The sequence below is a fragment of the Brachybacterium subflavum genome (genome assembly GCF_009299795.1).
GTDB lineage: Bacteria > Actinomycetota > Actinomycetes > Actinomycetales > Dermabacteraceae > Brachybacterium > Brachybacterium subflavum.
The window spans coordinates 112,473-137,076 of sequence record NZ_VIGP01000007.1; the positions used below are offsets into that span (position 1 = coordinate 112,473).

Sequence of the window (24,604 nt, forward strand, 5' to 3'; positions counted from 1 at the left end):
CGGGCACCGTGAGAATGCTGCGCCGGGCGTCAGCACAGGGGCTCGATCTCGTAGAGGGCGTAGGGCCCCTCGCGGTCCACGAGGCGCAGCTTGGAGCGCGGGATCTTCGCGAGGCCCTCCCACAGCACGGACTGCTCGGGGGCGATCTCCTCGCCGGACTCCGCGGAGGTGTCGACATAGAGGTGGGTGGGGCCGACCTTGTGCACAGAGGTGCACACCTTCGGATCGCGGTCGGCCTTGTAGGCGTAGCGGGCGACGCGGCGCGAGTCCAGCGACTGCGGCTCGGCGAGGGTGGGGAACACGGTCTCGACGCCGCCCATCGACCAGTACAGGCCCTCGCCGTCGCGCGGGTTGCCGATCACCACGGCGTCCTCGGGCAGCGCGGCGGCCGTGCGCTCGATGAAGTCGCGCTCCTCGGGTGTCGCGTAGGAGGCGATCTGGACGCCGTAGTCGGTGTAGGCGAGGGAGCCGGCGAAGGGCAGGCGCCCGGGCAGCACGGCCGCCACGAGGGCGACGAGCGCGAGGACCGCGAGGGCCGACGTCCCGCGCGGGGACCGACGGCCCTCCCCCGCGGCGTCCGTGTCCCGCGTCCACAGCGCGTCGACCCCGATGCCCGCGAGGGCGACGAGGGCGCACATGAGCAGCGGGGCGATGCGCTCGCGCGCTCCGTACCAGGGATTGACCCACGTGCGCGCCCAGATGGAGTCGAGGTTCGTGAGGATGCTCAGGCCGAGCGCGAGGGCCAGCAGCACGATGACCGTGGCGCCCAGACGTCGGCGTTCGCGCACCGCCTGCATCGCGCCGAGCAGCGCCAGGGCCCACACGGCGAGGATCGGCCATTGGAGGCTGCCGAGCGCGGAGACGCGGGGCCGGTCGGTGACCAGGGAGGCGAGGAATGCCGTCCACGGCCACGGGCGGGCGGTGGTGAGGTCCATCGAGGCGAGCAGCAGGTGCGAGGTGATCCCGTAGGCCAGGAGCACGATCGCGATCGCCGCGAGCTCGAGGATCCCGCGGCGACGGGTGCGGGCGCGCGCCGCGTCGAGGACGCCCTGGGCGAGGATCCCCGCGAGGAGGGCGACGGCGAGCGAGAAGAGCGTCGAGGGATGGGCCGCGACCGCCCCGACGAGGAGCAGGGCGCAGGGCCAGAGCTCGGCGGCGCGGCGCTCACCGCTGCGCACGGCGCGGTGGATCGCCCAGAGGGCGCCGAGTGCGGGCGGCAGGCACAGCGACCCCAGGGCCGAGGGCCACAGTCCCATCACCAGAATCGTCACCGGCAGGGACAGGAACATCGGGGCGCACAGCGCGGCCAGCAGCGGCAGCGCCCGGACCTCGCGCAGCGTGCCCCTGCCGCCCTGGAGCAGCGCGACCATGGCGCCGAGGGCCCCCGGGATCGCGGCGACCATCGCGAGGGCCATGGCGTTGGCTGCGGTGATCGCGTCGCCGGGGAGCAGGGCGGCCAGCACGTCCCAGCCGGCGGGATAGAACGTGGTCTCGTGGTAGATGCCCTGCAGGGCGGTGAACAGGAAGGCGTCGCGGTCCGCGCGCACGAAGGCGATCGCGGCGATGTGGAAGGACGCGTCGTAGCTGCCGTTGAGGGTGTCGATGCCGCCCATGTGGCGGGCGGCGGAGCCGGCCATCAGCAGGCCCAGGGCGAGGGAGACCGCTCCCGGGGCGAGGGCGAGGACCAGCGTCCGCGGGCGCCGGCGCCGGCGCCGGCACGACGGTTCGGCGCCTCCCTCGTCGGCCCCTCGGTCACGCCCCCGCGCCCGCGCCCGCCCGATGATCAGCAGGCGCGCACCGAGCACGAGGACGAGCACCACGAGCAGCTGCACGCCGGCGGTGCCCGGCGTCCACGGGAGGCCGAGCAGGTGGTCGAGGGCGCCGAGGACCACCGCGAGCAGCACGGTGATCGCGGGGGCGGCTCCCCAGCGCCACCCGATGCGGGCCCCGCCCGCGATGAGCAGCAGCGCGCCGGGGGCGCACAGCAGCGCCCACGCCCCCACCACGGGGACGAGCCAGCCCCAGGTCATCGGGGCGTCGATCCGGTCGGCTCCTCGCCGGCCGGCGGCTCCTGCGGGGAGAGCGCCTGGGCATACCGGCGGGTCACGGTCGCGGCGGTCCGGCGCTCGACGACCCACGCCCGCGCCTCGGCGGAGACGTCGGCGAGAGCGCCCTCGCGCTCGATGCGCAGCACGCGATCCACGGCCTCCTCGAGGTCCTCGACCACCCAGCGGTCGGGATAGATCACCCCGGCGCCGCCGAAGGGGCGGGCGTCGGGCCAGTTCCTGATGAGCGGGACGCAGCCGGCGGCGATGCCCTCCATGACGGCCTCGTGGACGCCCTCGTGCAGCGAGGAGGAGATGATCCAGCCGGCCATCGCGAGCAGATCGGGCACGTCCGAGCGGGCGCCCAGCACCTGCACGGCGCCCGTGGGGAACTGCGCGATCCGTCGGCGCACGCTCGCCTGGAACGCGGTGTCCTGCGCGGGGTCCTCGGGCAGCCCGGGACCGATCAGCTGCAGGCGATGGCGCGGGTCCTCGGCGCGCACGCGCTCCAGCAGGTCCAGGGTGAACAGCACGTCCTTGACAGGACGCAGCCATCCCACCTGGGCGAGCAGATGCGGGTCCCGGTCCCCGCGCGGCTCCGGGCCCAGTCCGTAGGCGAGGAAGTTGTCGACGCCGATGATCTCGCCTGCGCGCTCGAGGTTCGGCGTGAGGTGCTGGATGAGGGTGCGCACGTGCGGGGAGACGAACAGCACCCGGTCGACGACGTCGAAGACCGTCAGCAGCGGGAAGGGCGTGTAGGCCTCGAAGCGGTGGATGCGCGCGGCGGTGAGGCGCGGCATGTCCGCGAGCAGGGAGACCCAGGTGAGCACGTGGTGGCCCCATTCCACGAGCACCACGTCGGCCCAGTCGAACGGCTCGGCCAGGGCCGCGGGCGTGGGCAGGCGCCGGCCCGTGCGGGCGAGCTCCATGCGTGCGCGCAGCACGCGCTCACGGGTGGGCCGCTCGGCGGGCGGGAGGTCGTCGACCTCGAAGCGCCGCACCTCGAAGCCGTCCTCCTCGAGGGCGTCGATGACGGGGTTCACGAAGGTCCAGTTGCGCTGGGCGATCACGAGCAGGCGCACGGGGGCGGTCTCCTCCGCACCGTGCGCTCCCCGCGAGGCCGCGAGGTCCCGGGGGTCGGGGCGGGAGGGCCCCTCGTCGTGCGCGGGCGGGGAGAGCAGGAGGCGACCCACCGCGCTGGGCCGCACGGGTGCGAGGAACCGCTGCGGATCGGTGATCAGCGGCGAGTCCGCGAGGCCGTAGTGGAGGGAGGCGTGGTAGGCCACGCGCAGGGCCTTGTCGAACCACTCGACGGCGCCGTCGTCGTCGCCGCGCGCGAGCAGCGCGTCGGCCCTCCGCAGCTGGGCGAGCATCTCCTCGCGCCAGGCGTCGGGGACCTCACCGCGGTCCATGCGCCGGGTCAGGCGCAGGTAGCGCGCCCGCGCGCCGACGCCGCCGGGGAGCACCGAGGCGGCCCGGATGCCCGCGCCCAGGGCGCGGCGCCGCAGCCTCGCGAGGCCGGACTGCAGCGTCGTCGGGGACGCCGTGCGCTGAGCGCTCATGCCCTCCCCCGCTCTCACGGGGCGACGTCGTCGGGGCGGACGATCCGGCCCTCGCGGGCCGAGCGCAGCACGGCCTCGACGGCGCGCACGGTCTGCAGGCCCTCGCGCATGGTGACGATGTTCGAGGGGTCGCCGGCGACGGCGTCGCGGAAGGCCTCGTGCTCGGTGCGCAGCGGCTCGGTGCGGCGCAGGGAGTAGCGGACCATATCGCCCTCGCTGACCCCGCGGAAGGAGGCCATGGAGTCCCAGAGGTTCGTGGCGCTCTCGCCGTTGGCGTGGAAGGTGAGGTCGGCGTTGACGGTGTCCGCGACCAGGGCCCCGTTCTCGCCGGTCACCACGGTCACGCGCTCCTTGAAGGGGGAGAGCCAGTTGACCAGGTGGCTGGTGATGGTGCCGCTGGCGAGCTGACCGGAGACCGAGACCATGTCCTCGTCCTCGCGGCCGGAGCGGCGCGTGGAGAACGCTGCGACCTGCGCGAAATCGCTGCCGGCGACCCAGGCGGTGAGGTCGAGGTCGTGCGTGGCGAGGTCCTTCACGACGCCCACGTCGGAGATGCGGGCGGGGAAGCCGCCCTGGCGGCGGGTGGAGATCTGGAAGATCTCCCCGAGCTGGCCGTCGGCCAGGCGCCGGCGCATCTCCTGCAGGGCCGGGTTGAAGCGCTCGATGTAGCCGACGGCTCCGACGAGGCCCGCCTGCTCGTAGGCGGCGGCGATCTCCTCGGCCTCGGCGACGTCGAAGGCCAGCGGCTTCTCGACGAGGCAGTGCACGCCCGCCTCGGCGAAGGTGAGGGCCACGTCGCGGTGGAACTGGGTGGGCACGGCGATGACGGCGTAGTCGATGCCCGCGTCGACCAGGGCGCGCGCGTCGGGCAGCACGTCGTAGCCGGGGGCCGCGCCGTGCGGGTCGCCCTGCGGATCGGCGACGGCGACGAGCTCGACGCCCTCGAGGGCGCGCAGGTTGCGGGCGTGGTGGCGTCCCATCATGCCCAGGCCGATGAGCCCGGCGCGCAGGGGCCGACGATTCTCCGTGCTCATGCGGCACCCCCGGCGGCGACGGCGGCGACCGCGGCGACGATGCGCTCGAGGTCGTTCTCGGTGAGGCTCGGGTGGACGGGCAGGGACAGCACCTCGCGGGCGGCCCGCTCGGTGACCGGGAGGTCGAGGTCGAGGCCGAAGGAGGGCAGGCGGTGCACGGGCGTCGGGTAGTAGACGCCGCAGCCCACCCGGTGCTCCTCGCGCAGGGCGGTCGCGAAGGCGTCGCGCTCGGCGGCGCTCGCGCCCTCGAGGCGGATCGTGTACTGGTGGTAGACGTGCTCGGCACCCTCGCGCACGACGGGCGCGACGACCCCGGCGACGCCCGCGAGACCCTCGTCGAGGGCGGCGGCGTTCGCCCGGCGCTGCGCGGTCCACCCGGCGAGCCTGGTGAGTTGGACACGGCCGATGGCCGCGTGAAGGTCGGTCATGCGGTTGTTGAAGCCGGCGACCTCGTTGGCGTACTGGACCTCCATGCCCTGGTTGCGCAGCAGGCGCACGGCACGGGCGAGCTCCTCGTCCTCGCAGGCGACCATGCCGCCCTCGCCGCTGGTCATGTTCTTCGTGGGGTACAGGGAGAACATGCCGAAGCGGCCGAAGGTGCCGACCTGTCCGCCCTTCCAGGTGGCGCCGTGCGCCTGGGCCGCGTCCTCGGCGACCCAGAGGCCGTGGCGGCCGGCGATCTCGACGATCGTGTCGATCTCGGCGGGGTGGCCGTAGAGGTGCACGGGCTGGATGCCCACGGTGCGCTCGGTGATCGCGCCCTCGATCGCGGAGGGGTCGATGCAGAAGGTGTCCAGGTCGATGTCGACGAAGACGGGGGTCGCGCCGGTCACGGCGACGGAGTTCGCGGTCGCGGCGAAGGTGAAGGAGGGCACGATGACCTCGTCGCCCGGGCCGAGGCCCAGGGCGAGCATGCCCAGATGCTGCCCGGAGGTGCCGGAGTTCACGGCGACCGTGGGGCGGGAAGCGGCGAGCTCGGCGGCGAACTCCTCCTCGAAGGCCGCCACCTCGGGCCCCTGCGCGACCATGCCGCTCTTCAGCACCCGGTCCACGGCCTCGCGCTCCTCGTCCCCGATGAGGGGGCGGGCGGCGGGGATCATCTGCTCGCTCATGCGTGCTCTCCGTCCGTCGTCTCGTCCTGCTTCTCGGCCCCGGCGTCGGCGGCGAGGGTGAGCCCGCCCGTCGTCTCGTCGGCCACGTACCACTCGCCCGTCGTCGGGCACACCCAGGCGTCGGTCCCGTCGGAGGCCGGCTCGAGCTTCTCCCCCGAGCGGCCCACCCAGGCGATGCGGCGGGCGGGGGCCCCAGCGACCAGGGCGTGGGGCACGACGTCGCGGGTGACGGTCGATCCCGCGGCCACCATCGACCAGGCGCCGATCGTGACGGGGGCGACGCAGACGGCACGGGCGCCGATCGAGGCGCCCGCCTCGCAGGTGACGCCCACCGGCTCCCAGTCCGCAGCGGACTTCGGGGAGAGGTCGGGGTTGACCGCGCGCGGCCGATGATCGTTGGTGAAGACCGCCGCGGGGCCCACGAAGACCCCTTCGGCGAGCGCAGCGGGCTCGTAGACGAGCGCGTAGTTCTGCACCTTGCAGCCGTCGCCCATGCGCACGCCGGTGCCGATGTAGGCGCCGCGGCCCACGATGCAGTCGCGTCCCAGCCGGGCGTCCTCGCGCACCTGGGCGAGGTGCCAGATCGCGCTGCCCTCGCCGATGCGGGCGGTCTCGGCGACGTCGGCGGAATCGACGACGCGCACGCCCTCGCGCGAGGCGGCCGGACGGTCGGCGGGTCCGTCGGGCGACCCGCTGGACGACTCGGAGGTCTCGTTCATACCCCCGAAGATATCGGAGGGCGCCTGTCAGGACAGGGACGAGCGCAGCGACTCGCCCTTGGCGTGCGCAAGGTCGCGCAGCTCGCCCTGGAACTCGCGCATGCGCTCGCGCACGCGCTCTCCCTCGGCGTCGTCGGCCGCCCCGAGGATGCGGGCGGCGAGCAGCCCGGCGTTGCGGGCGCCGCCGATCGACATGGTCGCGACGGGCACGCCGGCGGGCATCTGCACGATCGAGAGCAGGGAGTCCATGCCGTCCAGGTGCGCGAGCGGCACGGGCACGCCGATCACGGGCAGCGGGGTGAGGGCGGCGAGCATGCCGGGCAGGTGGGCGGCGCCGCCGGCGCCCGCGATGATCACGCGCAGGCCGCGGTCCGCCGCGGTGCGCCCGAACTCGACCATGTCCTCGGGCATGCGGTGCGCGGAGACCACGTCCACGTGCGCCTCCAGACCGAACTCGGCGAGGGCGTCGCGGGCGGGGCCGAGCGTGGGCCAGTCGGAGTCCGAGCCCATCACGATCGCGACACGGGGGGCGGGCTGGGGGATGGTCATGCGTTCTGCTCCTCGTGCACGGCGTCGATGATCAGTCGCTCGGCGCGGTGGGCGCGCTCGAGCAGGTCCGCGGGATCGCTCCCGGCGAGGGTCACGTGGCCCACCTTGCGGCCGGGCCGCACGGTCTTGCCGTAGAGGTGGACCTTGAGGTCGGGGTCCCGCTCCATCGCCTCGCGGGCGCCCGCGGCGAGGTCCTCGCGGGCCCCGCCCAGCAGGTTCACCATCACCGCGTGCGGGGCGCGGGGCGTGCTCGCGCCGAGCGGGAGATCGGCGACGGCCCGCAGGTGCTGCTCGAACTGGCCGGTGACGGCGCCGTCCATGGACCAGTGGCCCGTGTTGTGGGGGCGCATGGCGAGCTCGTTGACGAGCACCTCGCCGCTCTCGGTCTCGAACAGCTCGACGGCGAGCATGCCGGTGACGCCCAGGTCCTCGGCGATCCGCAGGGCGAGGTGCTGGATGCGCTCCTGGTCCGCGGGATCGAGGTCCGGGGCGGGGGCGAGCACCTCGAAGCACACGCCGTCCTTCTGCGTCGAGCGCACCACCGGGTAGGCGAGCATCTCGCCGCCCGGCCGGCGGGCAACCTGCGCGGAGAGCTCGCGGGTGAAGGGCACGAGCTCCTCGACGAGCAGCTCCTCGTGGTCCTCGAACCAGTCGGCGACGTCGCTGCCGGCGGAGACGACGCGCACGCCGTGGCCGTCGTAGCCGCCGCGCGGGGTCTTCACCACGGCGCGGGCGGCGGTGCCGAGCTCGGCGAGGGCGGCGTCGACGTCGGCCGCGGAGGCGGCGCGCCACCAGCGCGGGCAGGGGTGCCCGAGCGCGCCGAGGCGCTCGCGCATGCGCAGCTTGTCCTGGGCATGGACGAGGGCGGCCGGCCCGGGCCGCACGGCGGCGAGCCCGTCGCGCTCGATGCCCTCGAGGATGCGGGGCGGCACGTGCTCGTGGTCGAAGGTGAGGACGTCGACCTCGGCGGCGAGCGCGCGCACGGCGTCCTCGTCGTCGTGACGGCCGATCCGCACGCGGGCCGCGCCGTGCGCGGCGGATTCCGCGGGGTCGGTGGCGAGCACGGTGAGCGGCAGCCCCAGCTCGATCGCGGGGCCCAGCATCATCCGCGCGAGCTGCCCGCCGCCGATGACGCCGATGCGCGGCGCCGCGGGGGCGCTGGTGGGGACGGGGTCGTTCTCAGGGATGTCGGGGAGCACGCCCCCATCCTAGGAGCGGCTGCGGTCCTCGGGCGCCGCCGTCCGGGCCGACGCACGGGCGCGGTGGCCGTGTCCGTGCCCGCCGCTCCCCCGTCGGCGGCGCGGCAGCACCGCGCCCTGCGGGAGGGATCCCAGCTCGTCGGTCGACTCGGCGCCGAGCACCGTGTCCTCCTCGCCCGCGGTGTCCTCGTCGGGAGCGGAGATGAGGAAGACGCCGAAGGTCGCAGGCTGCTCGCTGAGCAGCTCGAGGCGTCCGCCGTCGTCCTCCACGAGGGTGCGGGCGAGGGCGAGGCCGACGCCCGTGCCGGAGGTGCGCCCCGAGACCGAGCGCTCGAAGACGCGCTTGCCGAGCGCCGGGTCGATGCCGGGCCCCTCGTCGGAGATCTCGACGACGGTGGACTTCTCGTTGCGTCGCACCTTGACCAGGGTGCGCCCCCCGCCGTGGGTGAGGGAGTTCTCCACGAGGGTCGCGACGACCTGCGTGAGCGGTCCCGTGGACCCCCAGACTGCGGCGGCGCGCGGCACCTGGATGCGCAGCTCCCGGCCCGCGGCGCGGTACGCCGGGGACCACTCCTCGCTCTGCTGGGTGAGCACGGTGCGCAGCTCGACCACGCCGGGGGTGCGGCGCTGGGAGGAGCGGGGCGCGTTGATGAGGTCGTGGACGACCTCGGTGAGGCGGTCGATCTGCTCGAGGGAGATCCGGGCCTCGTCGCGCACCCACTCCTCGGAGCTCGTGGCGAGGATCTCGTCCAGGCGCATGGAGAGCGCGGTGAGCGGTGTGCGCAGCTGGTGCGAGGCGTCGGAGGCGAGTCGGCTCTCCGCCTCGAGGCGCTCGGTGAGCTGGGCGCCGGAGTTCGCGAGCTCCTCGGCGACGGTGTCGATCTCGGTGATGCCGCTGGGCCGCCAGGGTCCGCGGGCGCGGCCCGAGCCCATCTCCTCGGCCCGCCGGGTGAGGCGGGCGAGCGGGGCGGAGATCCGCTGGGCCTGCCAGAGGGCGACGGACACGCCGATGGAGATCGCGGCCAGCCCCGCCACGATGATGAGCACGGCGGCGCTCGCGGTGTGGGCGCGCACGTCGGCCTTGGTGATGGTGACGGTGACGTTCACGCCCGAGGTGCCGGGCGTCGAGATCACCTTCGTGCTGTTGCCCGGATCCGGGCCGGCCTCGATCGTGCGGCCCTCATAGGTCACCGTGATGTGCACGGCCAGATCGGGCTGGGAATCGGCGATCTGCTGGAGCATCGCCCTGTCGATGGGCCGGTCGTCGCTGATGCGCTTCTCGGCGTTGGTGCGGACCTCGTTGGCGATGGAGGTGGCGCGCGCGGTGAGGTTCTGGTCGGTCAGCTGAAGCCACGAGTACGCCAGCGGGATGCCCAGCAGCAGGACCGTGAGGATGACCGTGATGACCGTCGCCTGCAGCACTCGCGTGCGCACGCGTCAGCTCCCGTCGCCGGTCTCGAAACGGAAGCCGACGCCGCGGACGGTGGTGATCCTGCGGGGATTGGTCGCGTCATCGCCCAGCTTCCGACGGAGCCAGGAGATGTGCATGTCGAGGGTCTTGGTCGAGCCCCACCACTCGGCGCCCCAGACCTCGCGCATGAGGTCGTCGCGGGTGACCACGCTGCCGGCCTCGCGCACGAGCACCGTGAGCAGGTCGTACTCCTTGGCGGAGAGGCTGAGCTCCTCGCCATCGACGTAGGCGCGGCGGGCGGAGACGTCCAGGGACACGCCGTTGACGTCGAAGGCGCTCGTGGACTCCTCGACGGTCTGGGCGCGTCGCAGCAGGGCGCGGATGCGCGCCTGCAGCTCGCCCAGCCGGAAGGGCTTGGTGACGTAGTCGTCCGCGCCGGCGTCGAGGCCGACGACGGCGTCGACCTCGTCGGCGCGGGCGGTGAGGATGAGGATCGGGGATTCCAGGCCGCCCTTGCGCAGGCGCCGAGCGACCTCGAGGCCGTCGAGGTCCGGGAGCCCCAGATCCAGGATGACCAGGTCGATCGGGTCCCCGGCGGCGGCGATGCCGAGGGCATCCATACCGCGCGAGGCGCGCGAGACCGTGTAGCCCTCGCGGTCGAGCGCGCGGGACAGCGGTTCGGCGATCGCGGAATCGTCTTCGACGAGCAGCAGTCGTGTCACAGGAGGCATCCTACGTCCCGACCTGTGCGCCTGCTCCGAGGCGCGAGCGCGGACCCGCTCCCGGGCTCCCTCATCACAGGCCCATGTCCAGCGGCTCGGAGGTGCCGCGGGTGAGCGCGACGGCCTCGACCGTGCCGATGCCGTGGAGTTCGGTGGGACGGATCTCGGAGGCCCGGAACCCGCCGGGCAGCGCGCGCTCGACGGCCTCGGCCGTGGCGAGGTCGACGAGCACCCCGCCCGGGTCGGCGACGCTCTCCAGGCGCGCCGAGAGGTTGACCGTCGGCCCGAAGACGTCGCCGTAGCGGGAGAACATCGATCCCCAGCACATGCCCACGCGGGCCGAGGGCAGATCGGGATCGTCGCGGATCGCCTCGGCGATCGACACCGCGATCTGGGCGCCGTCCTCGGGCGCGTCGGCCAGGAACATGATCTCGTCGCCCACGGTCTTGACCACGCGGCCGCCGCCCACGGAGATGATGTCGCGGCAGGTGACCTCGAACTGGGTGACGACATCCGCCAGCTCCGCCCCGCCGAGGGAGCGCGAGAGGCGCGTGAACTGCACGAGGTCGGCGAAGCCCACCGCGCGGTTCAGGGGGAACACCTCGTCGTGGGTGCCGTTCTCGCTGGCCTGCAGCACCTCGGAGCCCGCCCGCGCGGAGTACGCGGCGAGCTGACGGCGGAAGGTGAACAGCACCTGGGTCTCGAGGGTCTCGATGAGCTGCGGGACGGTCTCGAGCATCTGCTCGCGCGCCTCGCCGTCGTCCTTCCCGTCGCGGGTCTTGGCCTCCTCGACGAGTGCCTCGGTGATCCACATGGCCAGGCGGCCCATGTGGTAGCCGAGCCCGCGGGAGATCGAGGTGAACGCCCGCTCGGAGATCGCGCCGTCGTCGACCATGGCGACCAGGTCTCCGATCGCGAAGGCGTCCTCGTCGGTGAAGACCACGGTGTCCTCGTCGACGGGGCCGAAGCCGAGGGAGCGCCAGTAGGTGGAGATCAGGCGCTCGGGGATGCCCTGCTGCTCGGCGAGGTCCCGGCGCGAGTGCTCGCGCGGGCCCTGCAGGAGCACGCGCTCGAGGGCGCCCACGCTGCGGCGCACCGACTGGAACCGTCGGTTGAGGGTTGCCATCTCCTCCGGGGAGATCTCGGCCTCGCGCAGGTTCTCGGAGCCCTCGAGGTCGTCGAGCGCGGCGAGGGCGTCGTGCGGGACGCGCTCACCGGGCGCGGCGTCCTCGGGCTCCGCGTCGAGGTCGGCGTCGCGGGCGTCGGGCTCGAGGTCCGAGGCGAGGTCCGGGTTCTCGTCGGTCACGGATGGGTCTCCTGGATGTCGTCGGGGGAAGCTGGGGCGGAGGGCACGACGGTCGCTCCGGGCGGCGCCGACGGCGGGTCGCCGTCGAGGGTGCGCAGATGCCGCACGTCGCCGGCGGAGACGACCCGCTCCGCGCCCTCGGGCAGGCCCAGCACGAGCCGGCCGTCGGCGTCCAGGCGCAGTGCCCGGGCCGTCGCACCGCCGCCCGGCACGTGCGCGCCGGGTGCGTGCGGACCGGGGACCGACGTCGCGGAGAGGTCGTCGAAACACACCTCGCGCCCAAGTGTGAGGCACGCCATACCATAGCGTTCCCGCTGGCCGCTCGCCATCGCGTCCCCGTCGTGGGCGTCCAGCAGGGTGAGCTCGCGCTCGACGCCGTCGGCGATCGCCGAGGCGAGGGCGCGCGCCGCGGCGTCCCGCGCGGACGCGACGGCCCCCGGGTCCGTGGGGGCGATCCCGTGCTCGCCCCAGAGCCAGGCAGGGGGCAGCGCCGACGTGTCGGCGAGTTCGACGGGACCGGCGAGGTTGACCCCGATGCCCACCAGCACGTGATCGGGTCCCTCCCCCTCGAGGAGGATGCCGCCGAGCTTGCGCGCGTCGGAGGTGAGCAGGTCGTTGGGCCACTTGAGTCCGATGCCGTCGCCCGCGCCGGTCGCCCTGCGCAGGGCCTCGAGCGCGCCGAGGCCCGTCACCAGCGGGTACCAGGAGCGTGCTGCGGGACCGATCCTGCTCGCACGGACCAGCGTGAGCGCCAGCCCTCCGCCCGGGGGCGTGCTCCACGACCGCCCGAGGCGCCCGCGTCCGCTGCGCTGGTCGCGCGTGAGGACCGCCAACGGGGGCTCGGCCCCGGAGCGGAGCAGATCACGGGCGGCGTCCTGAGTGGACGACGTGTGTGCGAGGACATGCAGAGGGGGTGCGCGCCCTCCCCGCGTCGTCGGCTCGCTGCTGGCCATGCCCGTTCCCGTCCTCCCGCTCGTCCTGGATCGCGCGCGCCCCCAGGGTGCCGCGACCTGCCCGCACCGCCCCTGATGCGGGGGCGGAGCGCCTGGGTAGCGTAGTATCCCCGTGTTTCCCCGACGGTCCGCACAGGAGGTTCCGTGACCGACGCCCCCCGGCCTCTGAACACGGCCGAACGACTCGCCGACCTGCAGAAACGCGAGGACCGAGTCGTCCACGCAGCTGACGAGGTCGCGGTCGAGAAGCAGCATGCGCGCGGCAAGAAGACCGCCCGCGAGCGCATCACCGACCTCCTGGACGACGGCTCGTTCGTCGAGACCGATCGTTTCGTGACGCATCAGTCGCATGCCTTCGGACTCGAGAGGCGCCGTCCCGACGGCGACGGCATCGTCACCGGCTACGGCACGATCGACGGCCGCCAGGTGTGCGTCTACTCCCAGGACTTCACGGTCTTCGGCGGCTCGCTCGGCGAGGCCCACGGCCGCAAGATCCAGAAGGTGCAGGATCTCGCGCTGTCCACGGGCGTGCCGATCATCGGCATCCTCGACGGCGGCGGCGCGCGCATCCAGGAGGGCGTCGCCTCGCTCGCGATGTTCGCGGGCATCATGCGCCGCAACACGCGCGCCTCGGGCGTGATCCCGCAGATCTCGCTGGTGATGGGCCCGGCCGCGGGCGGCGCCGTCTACTCCCCGGCGCTCACCGACATCATCGTGATGGTCGAGAAGACCTCGCACATGTTCATCACCGGGCCCGACGTGATCCGCACCGTCACCGGCGAGGACGTCGGCTTCGAGGAGCTCGGCGGCGCCCGCACCCATTCGACGCGCTCGGGCGTGGCCCACTACATGGCGCCCGACGAGGACGACGCGATCGAGTACGTCAAGGACGTGCTGAGCTACCTGCCCTCGAACACGCTGAGCCCCGCCCCGTCGTTCCCCACTCCGTTCGACGAGCAGACCACCGCCGAGGACCGGACGCTGGACCAGCTGATCCCGGACTCCCCCAATCAGCCCTACGACATGCTGCGGGTGCTGCAGACCGTGCTGGACGAGGGGGAGTTCCTCGAGGTCCAGCCCAGCTTCGCGCAGAACATCATGGTGGGCTTCGGCCGCATCGAGGGCGGCAGCGTCGGCATCATCGCCAACCAGCCCTCGCACTTCGCGGGCACCCTGGACATCGACGCCTCCGAGAAGGCGGCGCGCTTCGTGCGCCTGTGCGACGCGAACAACATCCCCGTGCTGACCTTCGTGGACACCCCCGGCTTCCTTCCCGGCACCGACCAGGAGTTCAGCGGCATCATCCGCCGCGGCGCGAAGCTGCTGTACGCGTACGCGGAGGCGACCGTCCCGCTGGTCACCGTGATCACCCGCAAGGCCTACGGCGGCGCCTACATCGTCATGGGCTCGAAGGACCTCGGGGCCGACGTGAACCTCGCCTGGCCCACCGCGCAGATCGCCGTGATGGGCGCACAGGGCGCCGTGAACATCCTGCACCGCCAGAACCTCAAGAAGGTCGCGGAGGAGGGCGGCGACGTCGAGGCCGAGCGCGCGAAGCTGCAGACGGAGTACGAGGAGGAGTTCGCGACGCCGTATGCCGCCGCCGAGCGCGGCTGGATCGACAGCGTCATCGAGCCCTCTGCCACGCGCGTGCAGATCGCCCGCGCGCTGCGCATGCTGAGCACGAAGCGCCAGTCGCTGCCCACCAAGAAGCACGGGAACATCCCGCTGTGAGCGCGGGCAGCGCGCCCAAGGCCGCGGGAGAGCCGGATCTGCGCGGCGGCCAGGCCGTCGCCGTCGCCGGCGGGGACGTGCGGCTGGTCGCCGGGCGTCTGGCCGACGACGAGCTCGCCGCGATCGCGGTCGCGGTCTCGGCGATGAGCGTCGCGAGCCGCATCGAGGCGGGCGAGCGCGCACTGGCCGACGAGCACCGCGGGGCGGCGGGAGCCTGGTCCGACGCCTCGCACAGCTTCCCGCGCTCCCATGCCCTGCGCGGCTTCCCCTCCGAGTCGGCCTGGATGTTCTCGGACCGCTGACCCGCGCGTGCGGCCGAGACGCCGGGGCTCCTCGCCTAAGCTGGCGCCATGACCTCCGACGCTCCCTTGCAGTCCCCCTCGCAGCGCACGCGCACGGCTCTGGACGCCGTCGCCGACGAGCACGTCGAGCGCTCCATCGCCTCCGACCCGTTCCTCGCGACCTCCCTGGGAGTCCCCGGGCACGAGGCCGAGGTCACCGACTTCTCCCCCGCGGCGATCGCCGCGCGCACCGACCAGGCCCGTCGGACCCTTGAGCGCATCGAGCGCACCCCCGACGAGGACGCCGTGGACGCGGTCACCCGTGCCGCCATGCGCGAGCGCCTGGGCCTCGAGATCGAGCTCGCGGACCGCCGCCTCGACGTCGCGAGCGTCAACAATCTCGCCTCGACCCTGCAGATCCGCGACGTGTTCGACCAGATGTCGACCGGGACCGCAGAGGATTGGGAGCTGATCGCCGAGCGCCTCGCGAAGATCCCCGACGCGCTGGAGGGCTGGGCACAGTCCCTGCGCGAGGCCGCCGCCGCGGGGGTCGTCTCCGCCCGTCGGCAGCTGGACCTGGGCGCCGCCCAGGCGCGCGGCTTCGCCGAGGACTTCTTCCCCGCCTTCGCCCGCGAGGCCAAGGGCGGCGACGCCCAGCGCGAGCACGTGGCCGCCGCCGCGCAGGAGGCAGCCCGCGGATACCGCGGGATCGCCGATGTCCTCGAGTCGCTGCGCGAGCAGGCCCCGGAGGCGGACGCCGTCGGGCGCGACCACTACCAGCTGGCCTCCCGCGTGTTCCTCGGCGAGGTGGTCGACCTCGAAGAGACCTACGCGTGGGGCATCGACCAGCTCCACGAGATCATCGCGGAGCAGGAGCAGGTGGCGGGCCGCCTGAACGCCCACTACGGCAACGACGGCGGATCCTCGATCGAGGCCGCCCGCGCCTCCCTCGACGCGGATCCCGCGCGGATCCTCCACGGCACCGAGGCGCTGCGCGACTGGATGCAGGAGAAGTCCGACACCGCGCTGCGCGAGCTCACCGGCACCCGCTTCGACATCCCCGAGCAGCTCCAGCACCTGGAGTGCATGATCGCCCGCACGGGCTCGGGCGGCATCTACTACACCGGCCCCAGCGAGGACTTCACCCGGCCCGGCCGCATGTGGTGGGACGTGCCGCCGGAGAACACCGAGTTCCGCACCTGGACGGAGACCACGACCGTCTACCACGAGGGCGTTCCCGGCCACCACCTGCAGGTCGGCACCCAGACCCTCCAGGCGGCGACCCTGAACCGCTGGCGCGCCCTGATGTGCTGGGTCTCCGGGCACGGCGAGGGCTGGGCGCTGTACGCCGAGAAGCTCATGGACTCCCTGGGGTACCTCGAGGACGACGGCGACCGCCTCGGCATGCTCGACTCCCAGCGCATGCGCGCGGGACGCGTGGTCCTGGACATCGGCCTGCACCTGCAGCTGCCGATGCCCACGGGCCTGCCGGGGGCCGACGGCGGCGCCTGGACCTTCGATGCCGCCTGGGACTTCATGGCGCCGAACTGGGGCGCGAGCGAGGCCGAGCGTCGCTTCGAGCTGAACCGCTACACGGGCTGGCCGGGCCAGGCCCCGTCCTACGCGGTCGGCCGCCGCGCCTGGGAGCAGCTGCGCGCCCAGCACGTCCCCGCGGGCGGCGACCCGCGCGACTTCCACCGCCGCGCCCTCGAGCTCGGCAGCCTTCCCCTCTCCGTCCTCAAGGAGGCCCTGGCATGAGCGTCGTCGACGAGTCCCTTCCCCTGCTCCTGCTCGCCTCCGCCTCGCAGGGCCGACGCTCGACGCTCGAGCGGGCGGGCATCGAGTTCGACGCGATGGCGGCCGATCTCGACGAGGACGCCCTGCTCGCGGCCGCGGGCGATCTCGAGCCCGCCGAGGCGGTGCTGCTGCTCGCCCGGGAGAAGGCCCACGCGGTCGTCGAGGCGTCCGAGGGCGGGTACGTCGTCCTGGGCTGCGACTCGATGCTCGAGGTCGACGGCGAGGTCATCGGCAAGCCGCACACCCCGGAGCGGGCGACGGAGCGCTGGCGGGAGCTGCGCGGCCGCACCGCCGTGCTCCACAGCGGGCACTGGCTCGTGGACGACCGGGACGTCGAGGACGAGGGCACGGGCGCCACGATCGGGGCGACGGCGAGCGCCGAGGTCTCCTTCGCCGATCTCTCCGATGAGGAGATCGAGGCCTACGTCGCGACCGGCGAGCCGCTCGGCGTCGCGGGCGGCTTCACGATCGACGGGCTCGGCGGGCCCTTCATCACCTCCGTGACGGGCGATCCGCACGCCGTCGTCGGCCTGAGCCTCCCGCTGCTGCGCGATCTGCTCGCCCAGATCGGCATCGGCGTCCACGAGCTCTGGCGCGAGGGCTGAGACCGCGGCTGCAGAGTCGCGCGGTCGCAGAGTGAGGTGCGCGGCGCGCCGCGCGGGAGGATTCGACGCGCGCGTCCGCTGAACTAGACTCGACCCGATCATCTCCCCCGGAAGGACCCGCCCCATGGCATCTCGCAGCTCCCAGCACCGCCCGTTCGGATCGGTGCTCATCGCCAATCGCGGGGAGATCGCGGTGCGTGTGGCCAGGGCCTGCAGGGACGCGGGACTGCGCTCGATCGCCGTCTACGCGGACCCCGACCGCAACGCGCTGCACACCACGGTGGCCGACGAGGCATACGCGCTGGGCGGCGAGACCGCCGCGAACTCGTACCTGGTCGTGGACAAGCTCCTGGACATCGCCGAGCGCTCGGGCGCCGAGGCCGTCCACCCCGGCTACGGCTTCCTCTCGGAGAACGCCGAGTTCGCGCAGGCCGTGATCGATGCGGGTCTGGTGTGGATCGGCCCGCCCCCGTCTGCCATCGAGTCGCTCGGCGACAAGGTCTCCGCCCGGCATATCGCCGAGAGGGCCGGCGCACCGCTCGTCGCGGGCACCAAGGACCCGGTCGAGGGCAGCGACGAGGTCGTCGCGTTCGCCCGTGAGCACGGGCTGCCGATCGCGATCAAGGCCGCCTTCGGCGGAGGCGGCCGCGGCCTCAAGGTCGCCCGCGAGGAGTCCGAGGTCCGCGAGCTGTTCGACTCCGCGGTGCGCGAGGCGATCGCCGCCTTCGGCCGCGGCGAGTGCTTCGTCGAGAAGTACCTCGACGCGCCGCGGCACGTGGAGACGCAGTGCCTCGCCGATTCCCACGGCAACATCCAGGTCGTCTCGACCCGCGACTGCTCCCTGCAGCGCCGCCATCAGAAGCTCGTCGAGGAGGCGCCCGCGCCGTTCCTCAGCCGCGAGCAGAACGCCGAGCTCGTGGCCGCCTCGAAGTCGATCCTGGCCGAGGCGGGCTACGTGGGCGCCGGCACCTGCGAGTTCCTCGTGGGCACGGACGGCACCATCTCCTTCCTCGAGGTCAACACGCGCCTCCAGGTCGAGCACCCGGTCTCCGAGGAGGTCGCCGGCGTGGACCTGGTGCGCGAGCAGTTCCGCATCGCCTCCGGCGAGAAGATCTCCTCGACCGATCCGATCGCGCGCGGGCACTCCTTCGAGTTCCGCCTCAACGGCGAGGACGCGGGCCGCGGCTTCCTGCCCTCGCCCGGCGTCGTCAAGCTCTTCTCCCCGCCGTCGGGCCCCGGCGTGCGCGTGGACTCCGGCGTGCGCGAGGGCGACGAGGTCTCGGGGGCCTTCGACTCGATGCTCGGCAAGCTCATCATCACCGGCGCCACCCGTCAGGAGGCGCTCGAGCGCTCCCGCCGCGCGCTCGAGGAGTTCCGCATCGAGGGCATGCCCACGGTGCTCCCCTTCCATCGGAAGGTCGTGAGCGACCCGGCGTTCGCCCCGTCGGATGCGAAGACGCCGTTCTCCGTCCACACCCGCTGGATCGAGACCGAGTTCCACAACGACATCCCGCAGGCGCCGCTGCCCGCGCAGCCCGAGGAGCCCGAGGGCCGCGAGTCCGTGGTCGTCGAGGTCGACGGCAGGCGCGTCGAGGTCAGCCTGCCCGCCTCGCTGCGCGCCCCGCAGCAGCCCGTGCGCCAGCGCCGCCGCGTCGGCAAGCGCCAGGCGGAGGCCGGCTCCGCGGGCGGCGCCGCCGTCACCGCGCCGATGCAGGGCACGATCGTGAAGATCATGGTCGAGAACGGGCAGAGCGTCGCCGACGGCGACCTCGTGCTCGTCCTCGAGGCCATGAAGATGGAGCAGCCCATCACCGCGCACCGCTCCGGCAGGATCACGGGCCTGGACGCGGAGGTCGGCGCGACCGTCTCCGCGGGCGCCGTGCTCTGCAGCATCGAGGACTGAGAGCGCTCGCCCCTCGCGCCCGTGGAGCGGGCTACTCCCCCGCTGGCCGTCGCGCCGCCTCGGCGATCGAGCCCGTCAGCGAGGGGTAGACCGTGAAGGCGGAGGCGAGTTCGTCGGCCGTCATCCTCTGCGCCACGGCGAGGGTGATGGGGTGGATGAGCTCGCTCGCCCGCGGGGCCACGACCACCCCGCCCATCACGGTCCCCGAACCGGGGCGCACGACGAGCTTCACGAAGCCGGCCGTGAGCCCCTGCATCTTCGCGCGCGGATTCGTCGCGAGCGGGAGCACGTGCACCTCGCCGTCGGCCCCGTCGACGAGCTCGCGGGCGCCGAGTCCGACCATGGCGATCTCGGGGCTCGTGAACACGGCCGAGGACACCTGCTGATGGATGAGCGGTCCCACCGCCTCGCCGAGCGCGTGGTGCATGGCGATGCGCCCCTGCATGGCGGCGACGGAGGCGAGCGGGTGGACGCCCGTGCAGTCCCCCGCCGCGTAGACCCCGCGCACGGAGGTGCGGGAGACCCGGTCGGTGTCGACGTGGCCGCTGGGCCGCAGGCGCACGCCCGCCTCCTCGAGCCCCAGCCCGGCGGTCGCGGGGACCGCGCCGAGGGCCATCAGCACATGGCTGCCGCGGATCTCGCGGCCGTCCTCGAGGGTGACGACGACTCCTTCCCCGCTTCCTTCCCCGCCGTCGTCGTCGGCCCGTTCGCGCCGCGCGGAGGCGGCGCGGGAGCGGGAGCACAGCGTGACGCCGCGGCGGGTGAAGGCCTCCTCGAGCACGGCGGCGGCGTCCTCGTCGCCTCCCGGGAGCACCTGGTCGCGCGAGGAGACCAGCGTGACCTCGCTGCCGAGCGCGCGGTAGGCGCTCGCGAACTCGGCGCCCGTGACCCCGGAGCCGACGACGATCAGGTGCGAGGGCAGCTCGTCGAGGTCGTAGAGCTGGGTCCAGGAGAGGATCCGCTCGCCGTCCGGCCGCCCCTCGGGCAGCTCGCGGGGACGCGCGCCGACGGACACCAGGACCACGTCGGCCGGGAGCACCTCGACGACTTCGCCGTCCGCTGACAGCACCGCCGCGTGCTCGGCGTCCTCGAGGCGTCCGCGCCCCTCGTGCACGACGACGCCGGCGGCTGCGAGCGAGGCCGCGATGTCCTCCGACTGGGCGCGGGCGAGGGCGCGCAGCCGCTCGTTCACGCGGGCGAGATCCACCGTGAGGGATCCGGCGACGGGCTCCCCGGCGTCCTCGGCGTCGCGGATGCCGAGCCCGGCCGAGGCGCCGACGAGGTCGAGGACGTCGGCCGTGGCGACGAGGCTCTTGGAGGGGACCACGTCGGTGAGCACCGCCGCGCCGCCGATGCCGCGCTCCTCGATGAGGGTGACCCGGGCGCCGGTGCGCGCGGCCGTCAGGGCCGCCTCGTACCCGCCGGGGCCTCCGCCGATGATCACGACCCGCGGCGCGGCGTCGCCGTCGGCGCCGGTGCGGTCGGGGTCCGGGGGCAGTGCAGTGCTCGGATCGGCCATCTGCTCATTGTGGCCCACGAGCCGCCGTAGGCTGGGGCGCATGAGCGAACTCGACGTCGATCCCCAGGCCGCGGCCCGCGAGGCGGCCGCCCGCATCGCCGATCTCAGCGGCGTTCCCCGTCACGACATCGCCCTGGTGCTGGGCTCCGGCTGGGGCGGCGCGGCCGACCTGCTGGGAGAGACCGTCTGGGAGGCACCGGCGACCCAGGTCCCCGGTTTCCGTGCTCCCGCCCTCGCGGGTCACGTGGGGACGCTGCGCTCGATCGCGATCGAGGGCACCGACGCCCACGCGCTCGTGATCGGCGCCCGCACCCACTACTACGAGGGCGCGGGGGTCGAGGCCGTGGTCCACGGCGTGCGCACCGCCGCGGCGACCGGCGCCGGCACCATGGTGCTGACCAACGGGTGCGGCGGGATCGACGAGTCCTGGGCGCCCGGCACCCCGGTGCTGATCTCCGACCAGATCAACTTCACGGGCGCGAGCCCGCTGCGCGGCGCGACGTTCGTGGACGTCACCGACCTGTACACCCCGCGCCTGCGGGACGTGGCCCACGAGGTCGACCCCTCGCTCGCCGAGGGCGTCTACATGCAGTTCCGCGGCCCCAGCTACGAGACCCCGGCCGAGGTCCGCATGGCCCGCACCATGGGCGCGACCCTCGTGGGCATGTCCACGGCGCTCGAGGCCATCGCCGCCCGCGAGGCCGGCATGGACATCCTGGGTATCTCGCTGGTGACGAACCTGGCGGCGGGCATCAGCCCCACCCCTCTGAGTCACGAGGAGGTCGTCGAGGCGGGCCGCGAGGCCGGTCCGCGCATCGCCGACCTGCTCGCGCGCGTGGTCCGCAGGATCGCCGAGGCGGCGTGATGATCGACGCGCAGCTGCGCTCACGCGCACAGGAGTGGATGGACGACGATCCCGATCCGACGACGCGGGCCGCGCTGCGGGGCCTGCTCGACCAGGCGGCGGGCGCGGGCGAGGAGGCCGATGCCGCGGCCGAGGAGCTCGCCGACGCCTTCGACGGCACCCTCGCCTTCGGCACCGCCGGACTGCGCGGGCGCATGGGCCCGGGCTCGAACCGCATGAACCTCTCCGTGGTCTCCCGAGCGGCCCGCGGCCTGGCCGACCACCTGGTCGGCGAGCTCGGCGGCGCCGGCACGGACGCGGCGCCGCTCGTGGTGATCGGCCATGACGCCCGGCACCACTCCGAGGCCTTCGCGCGGGAGTCCGCGGCGATCATGACAGCCGCCGGCTGCCGGGTGATCCTCTCGGACGGGCACTGCCCGACCCCGCTGGTGGCCTTCGCGACCCGGCACCTGGACGCCGACGCCGGGGTCGTCGTCACCGCCTCCCACAATCCTCCGGCCGACAACGGCTACAAGGTGTATCTGGGCGGACGCGCGAGCGACGACGACGGGCGCGGCGTGCAGATCGTCCCGCCCTCGGATGCGCAGATCGCCGCGCGCATCGCGGCCGTCGGCCCCGTGAGGGAGGTCCCGCGAGCTGCGGGCGGCTGGGAGGTCATGGATCCCGCCGTGCCCGAGGCCTACCTCGAGGCGATCTCCACGATCCTGCAGCCGGAGACGCCGCGCGAGGTGCGGATCGTGCACACCTCCATGCACGGCGTGGGCGGGGCGACCGCGATCGCGGCCCTGCACCGGAACGGTTTCACGGATGTGCACTCGGTCGCCAAGCAGGCCGACCCGGACCCGGACTTCCCGACCGTCGCGTTCCCGAATCCCGAGGAGAAGGGCGCGATCGACCTCGCACTCGAGCTGGCGCGGACCGTCGAGGCCGACGTGGTGATCGCGAACGACCCCGATGCCGACCGCTGCGCCGCCGCCGTCGTGGATCCGCACCTGGGCGGCTGGCGGATGCTCACGGGCGACGAGCTGGGCGTGCTGCTGGGGGCGCGCCTCATGCGCGTGCACGGCACGCGCGGCGTGTTCGCGAACTCCGTGGTCTCCTCGCGCTGGCTCTCGCAGATCGCCGAGGCCGAGGGCCGCGGGTCGGCGACCACGCTGACCGGCTTCAAGTGGATCGCGCGCACCCCGGGCATCGTCTTCGGCTACGAGGAGGCGATCGGCTACTGCGTCCTGCCGGACGTGGTGCGCGACAAGGACGGCCTGTCGACGGCGCTGCTGGTCGCGGAGGCTGCGGCCGACGCGCGCTCGCGCGGACGCAGCCTCGTGGAGGACCTCGACGACCTCGCGCGGACCACGGGACTCTTCGCGACCTCGCAGCTCTCGATCCGCGTCACCGAGCTCTCCGAGCGGGACGTGATGATGGCGCGTCTGCGCGAGCAGCCGCCCCGCTCGCTCGCGGACAGCGACGTCACCGAGGTGCAGGACCTCGCCGAGGGCTCCGTGGCGACGACGGGCCTGCCCCCGACCGACGGCGTGCTGCTCGCCACGGCCGACGACTCCCGCGTGATCGTGCGCCCCTCCGGCACCGAGCCCAAGCTCAAGTGCTACATCGAGGTGCACGAGGCGGTGGACCCGGAGGCCGACGTGGCAGCGCTCGGCGCCGTGCGGACGTCCGCCGCCGCGCACCTGGAGCAGATCACCCAGGAGATGCGGACGGCGCTGACCGGGGCGTGAGCGGCGCCATGGAGCGGATCGCCGTCGTCGGCTCGGGCGGGAGCGGCAAGACCTACGTGTCTCGCGCGCTCGGGAGGATGCTCGACATCCCGGTCACGCATCTCGACGCCGTGTACTACGACCAGGACTGGCATCCGCTGCCCGCCGAGCAGTTCGCGGCGCGCCAGCGCGACATGGTCAGCGGGGACCGGTGGGTGATCGACGGGAATCATTACGCGACGCTTCCGATCCGTCGTGCCGTATGCGACACCGTGGTGATGATGGACGTTCCCACCACGAGCGCACTCCTCGGAGTCCTCTGGCGGCAGCTGCGTCATGGCGCCGGCCACCACGCGAACGGGGTGCACAACCGGCTGAACCTCGGCGTGCTCCGGTACGTCGTGACCTACCGGCGGCGCATGCGTCCCCGGATGATCGCCGAGATGGCCCACGTCGCCGAGGGCGTCGACGTCGTGCGGCTCACGAGCCGTCGGCGGGCACGGCGCTGGCTGCGTGAGCTCTCGGAGCGTCGATCCATGCGCTCGGCACACGACGCGCGCCCCACGGCGTGCAGAGGAGATGACCAGTGATGACCGATGGTCCGCGCGAGAGCGGCCTGCTCCCCGTCGCCGACGGCCAGAGCATCTACTGGGAGGAATGGGGCGCCCCGGACGGTGTCCCCGCCGTGTATCTCCACGGCGGTCCTGGCGGCGGGCTCGGCAGGAGCGGGTACCGCCACCGGTTCGACCTCGAGCGCACCCGGGTGATCGGCCTCGAGCAGCGCGGCTGCGGACGTTCGCTTCCGCACGCCTCGGATCCGTCGGTGTCCCTCGGGGAGAACACGACGCAGCACCTCATCGACGACATCGAGGTCCTGCGTGAGGCGCGCGGGGTGGAGAGCTGGATCGTCAACGGGGTGTCCTGGGGATCCACTCTCGCTCTCGCCTACGCGCAGGCCCATCCCGAGCGGGTGCTCGGCCTCGTCCTGTTCGCGGTGACGACGACCCGCCGCCGCGAGATCGACTGGATCACCGAGAGCGTGGGGGCGATCTTCCCGGAGGCGTGGGACCGCTTCGCCTCCTTCGCCGAGGGCGCGGGCATCGGATATGCGCGCGGCGAGGGCCGGATCGTCGAGGCCTACGCTCGCCTGGTGAACTCCGCGGACACGGCCGTGCGCGACGCGGCCTCGCGCGAGTGGGCGCTGTGGGAGGACACCCACGTCTCCATCGGCACCGGCGGCACCGACACCCCGGAGCGCACGGGTTCTCCCCCTGCCGTCCGCCGCGACCCGCGCTGGGAGGACGACGCGTTCCGTCTCGCCTTCGTGCGCCTGACCACCCACTATTGGTCGCACGACGGATTCCTGGATCCGCCGCTGCTGCAGAACATGGCCGTGCTGGAGGGGATCCCCGCGGTGCTGATCCATGGTCGCCGGGACGTCTCGGGGCCCGCCGTGACGGCCTGGGAGCTGCACCGCCGCTGGCCGGGATCGACGCTCGTCATCGACGAGCAGGACTGACACGGGGGCACGTCCATGGTCGAGGCCTGGAGCGCCGCGAACGCGGCGCTGCTGGAT

At 73.6% G+C, this 24,604-nt stretch carries 21 protein-coding genes; 9 read left to right on the forward strand and 12 right to left on the reverse strand.

The window, feature by feature from the left end; translation table 11 throughout:
- Nucleotides 1-29: 29 nt before the first annotated feature.
- The 11 genes from FHG10_RS16245 to FHG10_RS16295 all read right to left on the reverse strand — a co-directional run bounded on the left by FHG10_RS16245 (nucleotide 30) and on the right by FHG10_RS16295 (nucleotide 12,612).
- Nucleotides 30-2,030: a DUF6541 family protein gene (locus tag FHG10_RS16245; protein WP_152354405.1), complete on the reverse strand. Its 2,001-nt coding sequence runs from the start codon at nucleotides 2,028-2,030 to the stop codon at nucleotides 30-32.
- Complete coding sequence (locus FHG10_RS16250) at nucleotides 2,027-3,607, reverse strand: glycosyltransferase (RefSeq protein ID WP_152354406.1); 1,581 nt, start codon at nucleotides 3,605-3,607, stop codon at nucleotides 2,027-2,029. Before FHG10_RS16250 ends, FHG10_RS16245 begins: the two co-directional genes overlap by 4 nt.
- 14 nt (nucleotides 3,608-3,621) lie before the next feature.
- On the reverse strand, nucleotides 3,622-4,641 hold the full coding sequence (locus tag FHG10_RS16255) for a Gfo/Idh/MocA family protein (protein WP_152354407.1): 1,020 nt from the start codon (nucleotides 4,639-4,641) through the stop codon (nucleotides 3,622-3,624).
- On the reverse strand, nucleotides 4,638-5,753 hold the full coding sequence (locus FHG10_RS16260; protein WP_152354408.1) for a DegT/DnrJ/EryC1/StrS family aminotransferase: 1,116 nt from the start codon (nucleotides 5,751-5,753) through the stop codon (nucleotides 4,638-4,640). The genes FHG10_RS16255 and FHG10_RS16260 overlap by 4 nt, the downstream gene beginning before the upstream one ends.
- On the reverse strand, nucleotides 5,750-6,472 hold the full coding sequence (locus tag FHG10_RS16265; protein WP_152354409.1) for an acyltransferase: 723 nt from the start codon (nucleotides 6,470-6,472) through the stop codon (nucleotides 5,750-5,752). The genes FHG10_RS16260 and FHG10_RS16265 overlap by 4 nt, the downstream gene beginning before the upstream one ends.
- 27 nt (nucleotides 6,473-6,499) lie before the next feature.
- Nucleotides 6,500-7,021: a 5-(carboxyamino)imidazole ribonucleotide mutase gene (purE, locus tag FHG10_RS16270; protein ID WP_152354410.1), complete on the reverse strand. Its 522-nt coding sequence runs from the start codon at nucleotides 7,019-7,021 to the stop codon at nucleotides 6,500-6,502.
- Entirely contained in the window at nucleotides 7,018-8,127 is a 1,110-nt protein-coding gene (locus FHG10_RS16275) for a 5-(carboxyamino)imidazole ribonucleotide synthase (RefSeq protein ID WP_264674033.1), read from the reverse strand. The genes purE and FHG10_RS16275 overlap by 4 nt, the downstream gene beginning before the upstream one ends.
- Before the next feature lie 102 nt (nucleotides 8,128-8,229).
- Complete coding sequence (locus FHG10_RS16280) at nucleotides 8,230-9,654, reverse strand: ATP-binding protein (RefSeq protein WP_152354411.1); 1,425 nt, start codon at nucleotides 9,652-9,654, stop codon at nucleotides 8,230-8,232.
- A gap of 3 nt (nucleotides 9,655-9,657) precedes the next feature.
- On the reverse strand, nucleotides 9,658-10,362 hold the full coding sequence (locus FHG10_RS16285; protein ID WP_214651225.1) for a response regulator transcription factor: 705 nt from the start codon (nucleotides 10,360-10,362) through the stop codon (nucleotides 9,658-9,660).
- A 64-nt stretch (nucleotides 10,363-10,426) separates the two neighbouring features.
- Nucleotides 10,427-11,659 carry an adenylate/guanylate cyclase domain-containing protein gene (locus tag FHG10_RS16290; protein ID WP_227488329.1) on the reverse strand — a complete coding sequence of 411 codons (1,233 nt, stop codon included), beginning with the start codon at nucleotides 11,657-11,659 and terminating at the stop codon, nucleotides 10,427-10,429.
- Nucleotides 11,656-12,612, reverse strand: coding sequence for a biotin--[acetyl-CoA-carboxylase] ligase (locus FHG10_RS16295; protein WP_193636361.1), 957 nt, complete (start codon nucleotides 12,610-12,612; stop codon nucleotides 11,656-11,658). Before FHG10_RS16295 ends, FHG10_RS16290 begins: the two co-directional genes overlap by 4 nt.
- Nucleotides 12,613-12,756: 144 nt before the next feature.
- Between FHG10_RS16295 and FHG10_RS16300 the strand changes: the two genes are divergently transcribed.
- The 5 genes from FHG10_RS16300 to FHG10_RS16320 all read left to right on the forward strand — a co-directional run bounded on the left by FHG10_RS16300 (nucleotide 12,757) and on the right by FHG10_RS16320 (nucleotide 18,932).
- Nucleotides 12,757-14,346 carry an acyl-CoA carboxylase subunit beta gene (locus tag FHG10_RS16300; RefSeq protein ID WP_152354414.1) on the forward strand — a complete coding sequence of 530 codons (1,590 nt, stop codon included), beginning with the start codon at nucleotides 12,757-12,759 and terminating at the stop codon, nucleotides 14,344-14,346.
- On the forward strand, nucleotides 14,343-14,648 hold the full coding sequence (locus FHG10_RS16305; RefSeq protein WP_227488330.1) for a hypothetical protein: 306 nt from the start codon (nucleotides 14,343-14,345) through the stop codon (nucleotides 14,646-14,648). The genes FHG10_RS16300 and FHG10_RS16305 overlap by 4 nt, the downstream gene beginning before the upstream one ends.
- A 48-nt stretch (nucleotides 14,649-14,696) precedes the next feature.
- Complete coding sequence (locus FHG10_RS16310; protein WP_152354415.1) at nucleotides 14,697-16,385, forward strand: DUF885 domain-containing protein; 1,689 nt, start codon at nucleotides 14,697-14,699, stop codon at nucleotides 16,383-16,385.
- On the forward strand, nucleotides 16,382-17,029 hold the full coding sequence (locus FHG10_RS16315; protein WP_152354416.1) for a Maf family protein: 648 nt from the start codon (nucleotides 16,382-16,384) through the stop codon (nucleotides 17,027-17,029). Before FHG10_RS16310 ends, FHG10_RS16315 begins: the two co-directional genes overlap by 4 nt.
- A 124-nt stretch (nucleotides 17,030-17,153) precedes the next feature.
- Complete coding sequence (locus FHG10_RS16320; RefSeq protein WP_152354417.1) at nucleotides 17,154-18,932, forward strand: acetyl/propionyl/methylcrotonyl-CoA carboxylase subunit alpha; 1,779 nt, start codon at nucleotides 17,154-17,156, stop codon at nucleotides 18,930-18,932.
- A 31-nt stretch (nucleotides 18,933-18,963) separates the two neighbouring features.
- On the opposite strand, the gene FHG10_RS16325 is transcribed toward FHG10_RS16320, so the two are convergent.
- Nucleotides 18,964-20,451, reverse strand: coding sequence for an NAD(P)H-quinone dehydrogenase (locus tag FHG10_RS16325; RefSeq protein WP_152354418.1), 1,488 nt, complete (start codon nucleotides 20,449-20,451; stop codon nucleotides 18,964-18,966).
- Between the two features lie 40 nt (nucleotides 20,452-20,491).
- Between FHG10_RS16325 and FHG10_RS16330 the strand changes: the two genes are divergently transcribed.
- The 4 genes from FHG10_RS16330 to FHG10_RS16345 are packed head-to-tail and all read left to right on the forward strand — an operon-like array spanning nucleotide 20,492 to nucleotide 24,547.
- A complete protein-coding gene (locus FHG10_RS16330) occupies nucleotides 20,492-21,316 on the forward strand; it encodes a purine-nucleoside phosphorylase (protein ID WP_152354419.1) in 825 nt (274 codons plus the stop codon).
- A complete protein-coding gene (locus FHG10_RS16335) occupies nucleotides 21,316-23,049 on the forward strand; it encodes a phospho-sugar mutase (RefSeq protein WP_152354420.1) in 1,734 nt (577 codons plus the stop codon). Before FHG10_RS16330 ends, FHG10_RS16335 begins: the two co-directional genes overlap by 1 nt.
- Entirely contained in the window at nucleotides 23,046-23,618 is a 573-nt protein-coding gene (locus FHG10_RS16340) for a P-loop NTPase family protein (protein ID WP_227488331.1), read from the forward strand. Before FHG10_RS16335 ends, FHG10_RS16340 begins: the two co-directional genes overlap by 4 nt.
- Nucleotides 23,618-24,547, forward strand: coding sequence for an alpha/beta fold hydrolase (locus tag FHG10_RS16345; RefSeq protein WP_152354421.1), 930 nt, complete (start codon nucleotides 23,618-23,620; stop codon nucleotides 24,545-24,547). The genes FHG10_RS16340 and FHG10_RS16345 overlap by 1 nt, the downstream gene beginning before the upstream one ends.
- The last annotated feature ends 57 nt before the right edge of the window (nucleotides 24,548-24,604 follow it).